The sequence below is a fragment of the Koromonas soli genome (genome assembly GCF_059726265.1).
In genome coordinates, this window is sequence record NZ_AP040872.1 from 1,253,680 (window position 1) to 1,266,721 (window position 13,042).

The following is a 13,042-nucleotide window of genomic DNA, read 5'->3' on the forward strand; positions in this document are numbered from 1 at the left end:
GCCCGCACCTTGGTGACACCGAAATCTTCAGACAGGCCAGCAGCCGAAGGTCGCTGTACCGGGTCAAATCTAACGCTGTAGCGGGATTCGTGCAATGCGAGGCGCTGCTATTGAGCAACACCAGCGCGTGTCCGCTGAATCTCCTGCTGTACTGCCTTGGCGTCCTCACTGCCTGGCTCGAGCTCAAGCGCCTTGGTCAGGTTCTGCTCGGCCCCGGCGCTGTTCTTCTCCTGCAGGTCGGCCCGTGCCAGGGTCAGGTAGGCTTCTGCACTGGGCTGGATGCGCAAGGCGTTTTGAGCTTCGCGCCGGGCTTGGGACACCTTATTCTGGAGCACCAGAGCATGCGCTAGTCCGGCGAGCGCCTGAGCGTTACGCGGCTCCAATGTCAGAGCTTCACGGAACTGGCTCTCGGCCTGAGAAGCCGCGCCATCTTTCAGGAATTCGCGGGCGCGTTCGAGGTGCAGGGAAGCGCGTTCTGTCGGTTTCGCCTTGCCTACAGATTCGTCAATGGCCTTCTGAAGTTCGACAGTAAGCTGGCGATATGAGCTTTCGTCATAATTCCGCTTGATTCTAGTCAGAGGCACGAACGTTGGTGCGGTGTGGACTGCGCTAGTGGAGCTTGCAATGAGCGCGTCCTGAAACTGACGTGCTTCGCTGTCGTTTGGCCGACGTGACAATGTATCGCGGAGTTGACGCTGCGCTCCCGCGATATCGCCTTTGCGATACAGGGCGACGGCTAGATTGAAGTGGTAATCGGCATCGGAGGGGTCAGCCTGAACCGCTTTCTGGAAGTAGTCGGCAGCATCATGATGACCGCGCCGATTCTCTGTCACGCCAATATTGTTGAGAACTTCGGTCAACGGAACATGCTCCGCGGTGGCTTTGAATGCCGCAGAGGCTTTCTCGAATTGGCCGAGCTGAAATGCGGAAAGTCCTAGCAAGAAGTGAGCTTCGTTGGATGACGGATCGTCCGCGGGGACTTTTGAGAACCAGTTTGCGGCCTGGTCGTATTCGCGAGCGCCGAAATACGTCTTCGCCAGCAGCATGATGGCCTGCGGGTACTGGGGATTGATGGCGATTGCAGCTTTTAGATATCGAATCCGATCCGCTGTACCGGTTGCGACCACACCTCTCATGAAATTCTCAAAGGCGTTGAGTCGAATCGCGGGGGCACGCTGAACGAAGGTCTGCCGCGGCTCGGAAAATGAAGGCCGAATCTGCCGAAGCACGTCCCACGCCAGGGCAGTTTGAATGCTCAGAAGGTCTGTGAGCGGGCCACTCTCGACCTGATCCTGCGAAAGACGAAGCGCGTTCATATCAAGAACCTGCGAGCGTGCCGTGAACGTCTGTCCGTCGTAGGAGTAGCTGCCGAGAACGATGTAATCGGCATCGAGTTGCGAAGCGATACGGTATAGGGTGGCACGCGAGGCGTGCAAATTCACTGGAATGCCAAGGCGATCGAATGCGTACTGGCGGTCGTCGCGGCTGATCAGAAACAGGGACTGCGTATTCAAACGCTGACCAAGAATTTCGGGGAAGGCTTCGCTGATCCACTCCAGGCCGGGCTGGTGAGTGGAGTTGTCGAAGGGAAGTACCAGAACAGTTTGGGTGCCGGGGGCAGCCTGTCCCAGCGCAGAAGCAGCAAGCAGCGCGAGTAGCAGGATCAGGCGAAAGAGGTTTGTGTGGCTATGCAGGTTCAAAGCTCCACCATTATAGCGAGTGAGGCGTTCCGGTGCTTGCATTGAGTGTCTCAGGAAAAGGCGGCCAGATGACTTTTAGTCACCCAACCTCCAGCAAAAAGAGCGGCTCTAATACTCTAGTTCGGGTAAAACACGAACTTTCCGTTGTGCCCTTCGTCTTAAGCACCGAAAACATTGGGGAGAGCATTCGAGATGAGAAACAGACTGATTTATGTAGGAACCGTTGCGTTGATGGCGAGCGCAATGGCTTTTTCGCAGAGCACAACAACACAGAGCACAACGACCCAAACCACAATGGATTCGCAGACCGGAAGTTCGACCGCTTCCGCACAGCAGACGGGCGCTTCACACACGGACGCAAAGGGAGACCTGCCAGCGGTAAAGCAGGGTGAAACTCAGAGCGGAACTGCCACTGAATCAGACCAGCCTGAACGCCCCGGCGCAATGGGCACTCCTGCGACCCCGAACCAGGGCACGACTCCGCGAGGTGAAACTCCTGCAACCGGCGTGCAGACGGAACAAAAAGGACAGGCTCAGGACACAAATGCGCGTCCAGGCTCCGATCCTTCAAAGCCGGCGATGAATGGCACGGATACGAATTCGACACCTCAGAGCATGAGCAGCAATCCGAATTCGCCGAACACTCCGGAGTATGCAAAGCCGATCACTTCTTCTACGGACAGTTCTTCCACTTCGAAGCCCGCGCAGAACAGCACGGACACGAGTACTCAGAGTCCGAATAAGTAGAATCACATCAATGCTGAAAGGCTCCCGGCCTAGGTCGGGAGCTTTTTTATGTGCTGAATTACCAGCTCTACTGATGAATGGCTACTGCCTGCAGGCGGCCCCAATCTGCTCTGCAAAGAGATGCGCGGCGGCGACCGGTTCGTCTGAGGCGGTGATTGGGCGTCCCACAACGAGGTGACTCGCCCCGGCACGGATTGCGTCATATGGTGTGACAACACGGGCTTGATCTGCAGCAATTCCGCCTGCTGGCCGGATTCCGGGCGTGACCAGGGCGAACCCGGATCCGAGTGTTTGACGCAGTCTGGCTGCCTCTTGTGCGGAGGCTACTAGTCCGCCACACCCCGCATTAATAGCCAAGCCAGCCAAACGCAGAACCTGGGATTCGACGCTGCCCTGAACACCCGTTTCGAGCAGATCCTCCTGCGACATGGAGGTGAGAACCGTTACGGCGAGGACCGTGGGCCTCGATGCAGATTGAGAGGCAGCTTCGGCAGCAGCTTTTAACATCTTGGAACCGCCTCCGGCGTGCACGGTCAACATAGAAACGCCGAGCGTGGCTGCACTGCGCACTGCTCCGGCAACTGTGTTGGGGATGTCGTGGAATTTAAGGTCCAGGAATACCCTCTTGCCGCTTGCGATCAAATCACGAACGATAGCGGGACCCTCGGAGGTGAACAGTTCCTTTCCCACCTTATAGAAGCTCACGGCCTCGCCAAGAGTTAGCACCAGAGAGCGGGCCTTCGCAGCGTCGGCTACGTCCAGAGCGACAATCAGTCTTTCTCGTGCTTGTTCCATGAAGAAAGGATAACTCAGCGAGTAGACAGATACTTGAGTTTAGAAAGCAAAGACCCCACAGCGGGGGTATGCTGTGGGGCCGGGTTTAGTGTTGTGTGAAGTCGGTTTAGCGACTTGCGGCTGGCTGTTTTGCCATCGCCATTTCCGCGGTCTGGGGATCGACAATATCGACCCGAACCTTCTGCAGGCCCTTCTTGCTCATACCAAGGCTGCGGGCAGCGCTATACGATAAATCAATGATTCGTCCTGGAGTCACCGGGCCACGATCGTTAACCCGGACAACTATAGACTTCAGGTTCTTCAGATTTGTGACCTTCACGAACGTACCCAGTGGCAGTTCGCGATGGGCGGCAGTGAAGTCGAACATGTTGTAGTCTTCACCACTCGCCGTGGCTTTACCCTGGAAAAAACCGCCATACCAGGAAGCTTTGCCCACCTGATACGGCTTGGCAGCAGGCTCCAACTCCCTCGGTTTCTGCTCCGAAAGGGGCAGAAAGGCTGGCGCGCTCGGGGAAGCCGATGTTGTATGGCCGGGTGCCGCTCCCATGGTGCCGCCTAGCAAAAGCAGTGCGTACACAGAATGGGTCAGTACTCGTCGCAATCAAACACCTCGATAAAGAATTTCCCCCTGCACATCAACGCCTAAGGTCTAGGACCTAAGCGATCCTTCGATTGTATGAACCGGGGGCAAGCAAGGTCAACCCAAACGAAAATAAAACGTGAAAAAGCTTGCAAAACAAACAGCCCTGTGCTTATTGACGCACAGCGCGCAGCTACCCGGTAAGTGCTCGAGCACGGGGGTAAACCCAAGCTGGAATCGAAGTTCTGAGAATTTAGAAAGGGGCGGGCAGCGCCAGGTTGGCCTTTGAGATCGCGATTGGCTAGCTTTTGCCTGCGCGCTCAAGCCCCATAGGCCCGTGTCCTGAGCCGAGACCGGGCGCAAGTTCAATGGCGCGAGTTACGAAGGCCTTTGCAGAAGTGACAGCAGCGGGGATGCTTTCGCCGAGTGCGAGGGAGCAGGCAATGGCTGTTGAGAATGCACAGCCGGTCCCGTGTGTGGACGTGGAGTTTATGCGCGGAGCAGTGAGCGTTTCGGTCAGCTTTATGCCTCGCAGCGAGTAGGCGAGAACGTCTTCTGAGTAGCGTTCGGCAGAATCGCCTCCTGTAATGACGGCGGCACTGGCTCCAAACTGGCATAAGGCTTCAGCCATAGCTTCTGGCTCATGCTCAGGAAGGCTGGTGAGGATAGCGGCTTCGGCACGATTGGGGGTGACAACGGTCGTGAGTGGCAGCAGACGTTGAATCAAAACCTCAATACCATCGCGCGAGAGCAGCTCTGCTCCGGAAGAGGAGCGCAGGACGGGGTCTAGGACAACCGGGCATGAGCCGAGATTTCCTACAAAATCAGCTACTGCGCTGGCGACCTCGGCTGTTGAAAGCATGCCTATTTTGAGTGCGGCAGGGGGAAGATCCTCCTGGAGCGCAGTGAGCGTTTCTCGAACTGTGGTCGCTGAAACTGGTTCGACTCGACGGACGCCGAGGGTGTTCTGGATGGTGAGTGCGGTGATACACGCAACACCATAGCAGTTGAGGCTGACCATGGATTTAAGGTCGGCGGTGACACCGGCGCCGGATGTTGGATCAAATCCGGCGATTGTCCAGACTACCGGTGGCTTGCTCATACCAAGCAACTTAGCATAAGTGCGGCACTACCGTGGATCGCGCTGCTATTGGTTCGGCGTATCGTCGGGAATGACAGGCAGCAGAGGCTTGTCATCCTCAGGATTGGGCTGAGCTGTCGGAACTGGCGCGGCAGGTTGAACTTCCGCGGGCGCAGCTACCGAAGGCTGCTGAGCGGCGGTCGTCTGAGCGGCACCTGAAGAAGTCCGCTGCCGATTTGCCGGTTGAGTGCTGCTGGCCATGACTGCCGGACGCTCGGGAGGCGCATTGTCCTCGGCGAGAATTCGTACAGGGGTTTCAGGTTCGGGAGTGGGTGGAGTGGCGGGTTCCTGCACGACGGCGTTGTCACGTGTCCGCAAGGGAAGCGGACGGGCACCCTGAGCACGCAATGCTGCGAGCTCTTTTTCCTGTGCGACGGAGATGACCTGCTGATTCTGATCGGCGACGGCCGAAAGTCGCATTCCCTGGAGGTCTTTGCGCGTGGCAAGAGCTACACGTGCACCGCTGCGGTAGGCTTCCCGAGCTTTTGCGTAATAGTAGTCAGCGCTCTCTCGATCACCCTGCAGCTCGGAGATGTATCCCATATTGTTCAGCGAGAATGCATTCCCTCGGTCGAGTCGGTAGGCTTCCTGGAAATACTGGCGAGCCTGCGCACGTTGATTTCGATTAAGGGCGGAGACGCCGCGCAGATTGAGGCGGGCGACTTTGGACTCCGTTGATCCTTCGTTGCTTAGTTCACGGCGGGCGGCCTGAGCATTCATACCGGCTACCTCGCTGATGCTGCGTCCGCGCCAGCTGCGGTTGAAGGCGACGACTATCTTCTCTTCGGAAAGACTGGAAGACGCGAGACTATAACAACGAATGGCCTGCTCGAGTTCACCTTCCTTTTCTAGCGCGTAACCGAGATTGTTCAGTGTGAATGGATTTTTGGGATCGAGGGCTAGGGCCTTGCGCAAGGCAATCTCCGCCTCAGGAGCGCGATCTTTTTGGATCAGGCCCATGGCCGCGACATTGAGGCGGTTGACCTGCATGGGGGCGCTGACGGCGTTTCCGGCCACCTTGGAGACTTCTTTGCCTTTCAGTTCCGAATTGCTGGTGTAAACCACGGATGCATTCGAGTTGCTGGCCGCCGCAAGATCGTAATACTTCTGCGCCCGGTCGATCTCTCCGTCGAGCTCGGCTACATATCCGAGATTGTTGAGAGTGAACGGATCATCGGGATCGAGCAGGTAGGCCTTGTAGAAAGCGCGCTTGGCACGAGGAATGTCATTCTTCGACAGCGCGCGAACGCCCTCCTGATTGAGCTGCTGAACTGGAGTAGGCTTGGTGCGCTTGGGAATTTTGATGTGCAGGTCGGCGGCCACGACCGGCGAGGGAGCCAGCAGAGTCAAACCTAGCAGGGCGGCAGCAGAATATTTGGCAATGATGCGTGCCGATGATCGCAACATTTCGGTTGTGGAAGAAGTTACAACAAAGCTCATTCAGACACACCCCACACTGCCTGCTTAGATGGGAGCGGCTCGGAATCCGTTGTAGGAGCTTCGGACAGTTCTGGTCGTATGCTGGTGTCCCGTTCTGCATCTAACGGGGCAAGAGGTCTTTTCGTTGGGGAGAGAATGAAGCGAATACAGTTAGCCGGATTGATCCTGATGACTGCGACATTTACCTTTGCGCAGAGTACGGACGGTGCTCAGACAACTGTCCGCGCAGCAGGTAATGTGGCGCAAAAAGGAAATTCCAAAGAATCTGCTCCAAAAGTCGAGGCTCCGGCCCCGGCTCCGATCGAGCCCACGGCTTCGGGCGAGCCGCACACGGAGATGCTGGATACCGCGAACTCTCCATCCGCACGAGACCCACTGCTCGAACCGAAACCACTTCCAAAGGCAGATGTTTCGCTGATCGGCGGCATCGCGCGGAAGGTGGACGTGATTCACAATCGGATTACAGTTGAGCCCTTCGGCGGCGGCAATCGTTATTTGGTTTATTTCGATGAACGCACCCGCATTTTGAACAACGGGCGCGAAACGACGATCCTCAGTGTTCATCCGGGCAGTCGCGTATATGTCGATACACAGGCCCTTGGGGCACAGGTTTTTGCTAAAACAATCCAAGTACGGGGCACGAGCGGTCCAGCACATGCCAGCGGCCAGGTGATTGAGAATCTCGGAGGACAGATCAGGCTACAGGATCGCTTGAGCGGAGAGATAGTGCGGTTCGCGATCTCGGAGCAGACAAAGGTCGCAGCTCGTGGTGGGCGTCCGGCAACGGCGTCAGACATTTATGCGGGATCGCTGATCGATGTGAACTTCATCCCCGGGGCCAAGCGTGGCGAGGCTCAGAGCATTACGATCTTCGCGTCACCTGGAGAGTCATATGTGTTCGCCGGTATATTGACGTATGTCAATCTGAGAGATGGAGTCCTGGCACTGGACAATCAGGTGGACGGAAATAACTATGAGTTGTCTTTCGATCCGCAGAAAGAGAAGGGTGCAGCAACTTTGACGGTTGGGACCCCTGTCTCAGTGACGGCGCACTTCGATGGCAAGCGCTACGAGGCGACCTCGATTAGCGTAATACACCCCACGCCTGAAGCAGAATCACGAGACAGATAGACTGATCCTTTAGGGCGCGGAAAATCCCTGCGCCCTAAACTCACCTAGTTGAGGATCGCGTTGGAAGCGGCACCTGTGTGTATCCCGAGGGTGGGCGGAACTGCGATCCATCCAAACGCTCGATGGAGAAGTTGCTCATCTCAGATGTAGTCTCCATCAAGACCATATTGGCTGGCTGGGTGTTCTCGGGCGTAGCCGCAGGAACTGGCTCCTGCTTTTTCTTGCGTCCGAAGCCGCCCATCATGCCGCCAAAGCCCCCGAGTTTACTGGCGATCGCTGAGGTCGCAGCGTTGCTCGCACCTTCTTTGGCCATCTCCCCTTTGGAGGGAATGTTTGCGTCCTGGCTTTCTGCGGGGAGAGGTGCTTCCGAAGCTGCCGGAAGAGGCTTGCCATCGGGCGTGCTTCCCATACGCATAACCGTGTAAACAGGAATTCCCTTAAGCTTGGAAACTTCTTTTGCCATCTCGCCCATTCCCTGCGTGGAGCCGGGCTTGATCTGCGCTCGCATAGAAGCAATCATTGGCGCCGTTACGCTGCCGTAAACCTCGCCGAGTTTCTTTGCATATCGCAGGTTGAAATCGCGCACTTCCTGATAGCCGGGGATGTCGGCCGCCATCCATAGATCATTGGTCATTGTGAGATTGCCGCTCTGCCCACTCTTCTGGTCTGTTGCCTGCATGGTGAGCGTCAGGATCGACTCTTTCGTATCCAGACCACTAAGCTCTTTGGTCGCCCCGGTATTTCGAACCGCAACATCGAATTTCATATCCGTGGTATTCGGTGTCTCGTCCCTTTGTGGCTTTTCCTGCGCGCGCTGCGCGGCCTCACGCTGCGCTTCCTCGAACTGCTCTTTCATCTGCTGAAACGTGATTATGTAGTAGGTCTTCTTCTGGTGATCGATGTGGGTCACTGTATCCTTGTCGAGGTCGATGATCTCGGAGCTATCGGGCTGAATGCGAGCCATGCGATTACCCTGCACATAAACGTGGGAGACGACAGGATCATTGATCTGGCGTGCTTGTTTGCTGAATGCGCCAGCCAGTCGCATCATGCCCATGATCGAACCGCCGCTGATACGAGAAGATTCGGTGTAATGGAAGTCAGCAAACAGCCCTGAAGGGAAGGCGACCGAGAGCACAAGCAAGGACGTGATTCGACAGCGCACGAGGACCTCCTGAAATGCAGCGCGAAAGAGTGTAGTACGAAAAACGCAGCCGTAAATACATGGCGCGAGAAGAATCGGGAGCTGCTGATGCAACAACGCTGGAAGCCAACCCAAGGATCACGACCAGCATCGCCGGGCACTGGACTGTAGCGGGTGGATTTGTGAGTTGGTAGAATACTGCCTATAAGCGATGGAGTTCGCTTCTAACCGTTGCGCTTGCTGGACGAGTGCGGCTGATAACTCCTACCAGTCGAAGTCCAGGAGAATCACGCCCAGTGCTTGCATATCTGTGGGTATCGATTGGCGCCATTGTGGGCGCCAGCGCGCGTTATTTGATAAGCCGTTATGTCGCCAAACTCGTGACAGCGTCCTTTCCCTATGGCACGCTTCTCATCAACATCACAGGTAGCTTCATACTAGGGATGTTTCTGATCTGGAGCACGGAGCGCGCATTGCCCGATCCAAGATGGCGATTGCTGATCGCCGTTGGCTTTTGCGGTTCCTATACCACATTCTCGAGCTTTGCATTCGAGAGTTTTTCACTTTTCGAGCAAGGGCATTACATGCTATTCGCATCGAACGTGCTGGCGAACAACTTACTTTGTCTGGCTGGGGTGTTGGCCGGAGCCGTGATTGCGCGCAGTATATAGCTCACTGAATCGAAGGCAGAGCAAGCAAGTCAGGGAGAGAGAAAAATGGCTGTTCAGGTGACGATGTACCTGCTCGAGAGTGATGAATGGCAACGACGCGCGTTGCATCTGCAGGTGCTCAAGTACCTCCGCGAAGAGAATGTTGCGAGCGCCGTGGCATACCATGCGGTGGCCGGTTTCCTGGGGCGCATGCGGCTTAAGACCGCGACACTCGTTGATGCGGGAGGGAAACTTCCGGTGGTGGTAACTTTCGTCGATACAGATGAGCATGTGCAGCGCGTCTTACCTAAGCTTAAGGAGATGGCTGCACACAGGCTCATCGTGCGCGAGAATGTCGTGCTGGAGCAGGGAAGTCTCGACTAGAACTCAGACAAGGTCGGGCATGGCGCGGCGCTCCTCGAGCTTAAGGCCCAATGCCGAGAGCTTCTGGCAAGTGGATTCATGGTCGGTGTGATGAATGCCATTGACTCCCAGTGTTTGCGCTACTTCGACGAACATCAGGCGATCATCCAGATAAGCTACGCGTTCAGGCGGAACTTGTGCGATATCAAGCGCAATCCGATAAATATCAGGGTCAGGCTTTCGAACGTGGACGAAGCAGGACGAAACGAAGAAATCCACGATCGTGTTCAATTTGAAATGCTGGATGCGGGCTTCATTCAGCTCGCGCCCTTCGTTGTTAACCACAGCAATTTTCAACCTGTACTGTGCCTTGAGTGTCCGGACGAGGTCGATCATCTCAGGGAAAGCTTTGGATTGCGAGTACATAAAGGTGCGGAACTCCTGCTCGCTGAAGCTCCTTTTCTCGTAGAACACGACGCGACGCAAATACTCGTCCAGCGTGAGTTTGCCGGCTTCATAGGTGTCGAAGGTGAGGTGGTGGCGCTCGTCCATCTCCTTGCGATCAAGTCCGAAAGTCTTAGCCGCAAGTTCGCGTGAGTTCCGATCCCATCCATTTGTCAGCAGAACTCCGCCTAGGTCCAAAAATAAAGTAGTGATTGGCAAGCCGAACTCTCCCCTTAAGTCCCGTCGCGATTGTTATAAGTGAAAACCGAAACGCGCAGCCTCCTGAGCGGGAAGGAAGTGCGAGGAAGGCCAGATGGCTTCAATCGGCAGTCACAATGATACTGATGGGAGAAGGATCCGATACGATTCCTGATCCTTTCGGAGTAATAGTCAATATATAGCGATGGGTCGAATTGTCACTGCTGCGGGAGGTGGTCTTGAGGGCTCCGCCAGACCCGCACGCCGCGAGAAACCCGCAGGCCGACACCGCGAGCGCGATCAAGAGAAGCAACCATACGCGCTGTTTACGCCTTGAGAACGATGTTCCGAGTATGAGAATGCCAAAGACCGCGGGGGTATAGCCCAGCCAACTTGAACGATTGACGCGAGCGGATGCAGGCGATCTGGTTGTGATGGAAAGAGTTGAGCTCGCGGTTCCTCCACTCGTGAGCGCGACGGATGGAGAAGTCACCTTTATGTTTACCGGTGTGCCGTCTTGAGCCGAAATGCTTGTGGCAAATGAAACTGTTCCGGCGTAGCCACTGGAGGTGAGAGTCAGAATCACAGGTGAACCGCTCGCCACGGCCGACGCGGTCGGTGCAATCGTGTAGGTGGGCGAACTGACCGTGAGTATGAGATCTGCGGTTGACGATGCAAACGTCGCGTCGCCACTATAGGTCGCAGTAATCTGAGCGGAGCCAACGTTGAACCCGTTGCTTGTGTTTACCGCGATGTTGGCGAGCGTGGCTTTTCCGCTTGCGACTTCTGCTCTGCCTAATAAGTGATCGCCCACTTTGAACGTTACTGTCCCGCTCATATACAGGGAGGAGGCCTGAATTGTCGCGGTCGTGGATGTGATGCCTCCCAGTGTTACGGGATTGGTCACGGTTGAAAGCCTGGTCACGGTCGAGACACTTGTCTGCGGCAACGAGGATACTGCAGTCCAGTTGGAGGCGAGCGCGTAGGCGTCAACGCTGCCGAGGCCCGTAGCCATGTCATATCCGGACGCGGCATTCCAGCCCATAACTCCGGTTTGGCAATCGGTAGTGCCGACGGCACATGCGACGTAGTTAGTCCCTGTCGTTATGTCGTGGAAAGCGGAGGGAACACTTGTGCTGAGAGCATATAGATTTGGATTCACATTTCCGAGCCCTGGCGTTGAGAGTGCGCCATGAGCTTGCAAATAGTGTTGAACCAACGCGAGAATTCCCGCGAAGACAGGCGTTGCGGCCGATGTTCCGGCCACAATCTGCGGAGCTCCGCCGTACACGATGGAATATCCAACCGCAGCCGCGAAGGAGAGGTCGGGCACCATCCTGCCCGATGTTGATGTTTGCGCTATGTCCTTCTGGAATGCGGGCCGAGGAAAGTAAGCGCTTACTCCGCCTCCGCCACCACTGACTCCAATTCCGGTGTTCTGCGCGTTACTCCAGGCGACTTCAGGAATGTAGGACACGGCATTGCCCGCCTGCGCATTATTGCTGGTAGCCCAGTACTGGCCCGGGTAGTCGTTGAAGTTGGTTCCCCCGATGCCGGTCACCTCCGGCACGCTCGCCGGCAGAGTTACTGCAAGACCGTTACTTGCGGCAAGGTCATTTGTATCGCAACCTGCGGCGCCGTTGTCGCCTGCTGCAGCGATCCAGGTGATACCTTGCGCACTGGCTTCCTGCGCGAGAGCTTGGTAATACGGCGCGAGAGAGCCTCCTCCGTCTCGTTCGCATTCGGCGTAGGAGTAGCTGATGATGTGAGCGAGGTTGTTTTCGATTATGTATTGCACGCTGGTCAACACATTCGATGAAGGCACGTAGAGGATTTTGGAGTTTCGTGCGAGTGAACCAACGATCTCAAGGTCGAGCGTCGCTTCGAGCGAGTAGATGCTTGCGCCAACAGTGCTGGGGTCGTCAGGAACGTTCGCGACAGAGTAGTCGTTCGCAGCAAGTCCGAATTGTCTACGGAAAGCTCGATAGTCTTCGAGGGCTACGCTCGCGATTCCAGGAACTGCAATGGTGATCCCGGTCCCATCGATCGAGTGGTCGTATAACGCTTTCACGTTGTATACGGTCGCAAGATCGTCGGGACCGAGTAGGTTTCCGTTTGACGTTGTAAGGAATTGAGGGCGCGGCGTGCGCTCAGACGTGGCGAGGTCATCAAGTCCGACAACACCGGAGACGATTGGAGCCAAATCGGTTGGAATGGTCGGCTCCACGGTGTTTGAGAAATGGTCAGTTCCGCTGACGACATAATGATGGATTGGGGTATGGAACCCCTCTGTAACCTTCGACACCGTAGCCGAAAAAGTCAGAAAGCGGCCGCTCGGTGATAGATGAATGTGCTCCATTCCATTCTCTTGGAGCCAGGTGGTTGCGGTGCGGATAGATTCGCGAGTCGCTCCGAATTGCGCGGCAAATTGTCGTGGCGTAAGCCATCTGTGATAGTTCGAGCTCGCCGGATCTGTTTGCTCGCGCAGCATTTCCTCAAGTGCGAGTTGGGCTCGCGGGCTCGGGCGCAAAATCAGCACCGCGTGATTGATGACGCGGTTTGGAGATTCCGGGCCATGATCGCTCGAAGAATATCTTCGGGCTGCGAAACTGGGTCGAGGATTCACTGCATCCATACACCACACAGCAGTGGATGCCAGCATAATCAAGGTGATCGTAAGAACTCTCTTCATAGGCGGACGAAGCTGAA

General features: G+C 56.1%; 12 protein-coding genes and 1 riboswitch. Of the genes, 4 read left to right on the forward strand and 8 right to left on the reverse strand.

Annotated features, from left to right (window positions below; genetic code table 11):
* Positions 1-107: 107 nt before the first annotated feature.
* Positions 108-1,742 (reverse strand): tetratricopeptide repeat protein, encoded by a 1,635-nt coding sequence (locus AC6IY8_RS05440; protein WP_497777700.1) that lies wholly within the window; start codon positions 1,740-1,742, stop codon positions 108-110.
* 150 nt (positions 1,743-1,892) lie between these two features.
* Between AC6IY8_RS05440 and AC6IY8_RS05445 the strand changes: the two genes are divergently transcribed.
* Positions 1,893-2,447: a hypothetical protein gene (locus AC6IY8_RS05445; protein ID WP_497777701.1), complete on the forward strand. Its 555-nt coding sequence runs from the start codon at positions 1,893-1,895 to the stop codon at positions 2,445-2,447.
* Positions 2,448-2,528: 81 nt separating this feature from the next.
* Here AC6IY8_RS05445 and pyrF read toward each other — a convergent pair whose 3' ends face one another.
* The 4 genes from pyrF to AC6IY8_RS05465 all read right to left on the reverse strand — a co-directional run bounded on the left by pyrF (position 2,529) and on the right by AC6IY8_RS05465 (position 6,403).
* On the reverse strand, positions 2,529-3,242 hold the full coding sequence (gene pyrF / locus AC6IY8_RS05450) for an orotidine-5'-phosphate decarboxylase (RefSeq protein ID WP_497777702.1): 714 nt from the start codon (positions 3,240-3,242) through the stop codon (positions 2,529-2,531).
* 106 nt (positions 3,243-3,348) lie between these two features.
* Positions 3,349-3,819 carry a septal ring lytic transglycosylase RlpA family protein gene (locus tag AC6IY8_RS05455; RefSeq protein ID WP_497777703.1) on the reverse strand — a complete coding sequence of 157 codons (471 nt, stop codon included), beginning with the start codon at positions 3,817-3,819 and terminating at the stop codon, positions 3,349-3,351.
* A gap of 304 nt (positions 3,820-4,123) precedes the next feature.
* Positions 4,124-4,924 (reverse strand): bifunctional hydroxymethylpyrimidine kinase/phosphomethylpyrimidine kinase, encoded by an 801-nt coding sequence (gene thiD / locus AC6IY8_RS05460; RefSeq protein ID WP_497777704.1) that lies wholly within the window; start codon positions 4,922-4,924, stop codon positions 4,124-4,126.
* 45 nt (positions 4,925-4,969) lie between these two features.
* On the reverse strand, positions 4,970-6,403 hold the full coding sequence (locus AC6IY8_RS05465) for a tetratricopeptide repeat protein (protein ID WP_497777705.1): 1,434 nt from the start codon (positions 6,401-6,403) through the stop codon (positions 4,970-4,972).
* A gap of 135 nt (positions 6,404-6,538) precedes the next feature.
* Between AC6IY8_RS05465 and AC6IY8_RS05470 the strand changes: the two genes are divergently transcribed.
* Positions 6,539-7,534: a hypothetical protein gene (locus tag AC6IY8_RS05470; RefSeq protein ID WP_497777707.1), complete on the forward strand. Its 996-nt coding sequence runs from the start codon at positions 6,539-6,541 to the stop codon at positions 7,532-7,534.
* Between the two features lie 40 nt (positions 7,535-7,574).
* Here the strand turns inward: AC6IY8_RS05470 and AC6IY8_RS05475 are convergent, their stop codons facing one another.
* Positions 7,575-8,699 carry a hypothetical protein gene (locus AC6IY8_RS05475; RefSeq protein WP_497777708.1) on the reverse strand — a complete coding sequence of 375 codons (1,125 nt, stop codon included), beginning with the start codon at positions 8,697-8,699 and terminating at the stop codon, positions 7,575-7,577.
* 177 nt (positions 8,700-8,876) lie between these two features.
* Positions 8,877-8,952: riboswitch (Fluoride riboswitch) on the forward strand.
* 22 nt (positions 8,953-8,974) lie between these two features.
* Between AC6IY8_RS05475 and crcB the strand changes: the two genes are divergently transcribed.
* A complete protein-coding gene (gene crcB, locus AC6IY8_RS05480) occupies positions 8,975-9,349 on the forward strand; it encodes a fluoride efflux transporter CrcB (RefSeq protein ID WP_497777709.1) in 375 nt (124 codons plus the stop codon).
* A gap of 45 nt (positions 9,350-9,394) precedes the next feature.
* Positions 9,395-9,712: a DUF190 domain-containing protein gene (locus AC6IY8_RS05485; RefSeq protein ID WP_497777710.1), complete on the forward strand. Its 318-nt coding sequence runs from the start codon at positions 9,395-9,397 to the stop codon at positions 9,710-9,712.
* 3 nt (positions 9,713-9,715) lie between these two features.
* Here the strand turns inward: AC6IY8_RS05485 and AC6IY8_RS05490 are convergent, their stop codons facing one another.
* Entirely contained in the window at positions 9,716-10,354 is a 639-nt protein-coding gene (locus AC6IY8_RS05490; protein ID WP_497777711.1) for an HAD family hydrolase, read from the reverse strand.
* A 100-nt stretch (positions 10,355-10,454) separates the two neighbouring features.
* Positions 10,455-13,025, reverse strand: coding sequence for a protease pro-enzyme activation domain-containing protein (locus AC6IY8_RS05495; RefSeq protein ID WP_497777712.1), 2,571 nt, complete (start codon positions 13,023-13,025; stop codon positions 10,455-10,457).
* Positions 13,026-13,042: the final 17 nt, after the last annotated feature.

Excerpts from the sequence above, each read along its gene's own strand:
- AC6IY8_RS05440 (WP_497777700.1), bottom strand. The coding sequence starts at position 1,742 with ATGCAAGCACCGGAACGCCTCACTCGCTATAATGGTGGAGCTTTGAAC.
- AC6IY8_RS05445 (WP_497777701.1), top strand. The coding sequence starts at position 1,893 with ATGAGAAACAGACTGATTTATGTAGGAACCGTTGCGTTGATGGCGAGC.
- pyrF (WP_497777702.1), bottom strand. The coding sequence starts at position 3,242 with ATGGAACAAGCACGAGAAAGACTGATTGTCGCTCTGGACGTAGCCGAC.
- thiD (WP_497777704.1), bottom strand. The coding sequence starts at position 4,924 with ATGAGCAAGCCACCGGTAGTCTGGACAATCGCCGGATTTGATCCAACA.
- AC6IY8_RS05465 (WP_497777705.1), bottom strand. The coding sequence starts at position 6,403 with ATGAGCTTTGTTGTAACTTCTTCCACAACCGAAATGTTGCGATCATCG.
- AC6IY8_RS05470 (WP_497777707.1), top strand. The coding sequence starts at position 6,539 with ATGAAGCGAATACAGTTAGCCGGATTGATCCTGATGACTGCGACATTT.
- AC6IY8_RS05485 (WP_497777710.1), top strand. The coding sequence starts at position 9,395 with ATGGCTGTTCAGGTGACGATGTACCTGCTCGAGAGTGATGAATGGCAA.
- AC6IY8_RS05495 (WP_497777712.1), bottom strand. The coding sequence starts at position 13,025 with ATGAAGAGAGTTCTTACGATCACCTTGATTATGCTGGCATCCACTGCT.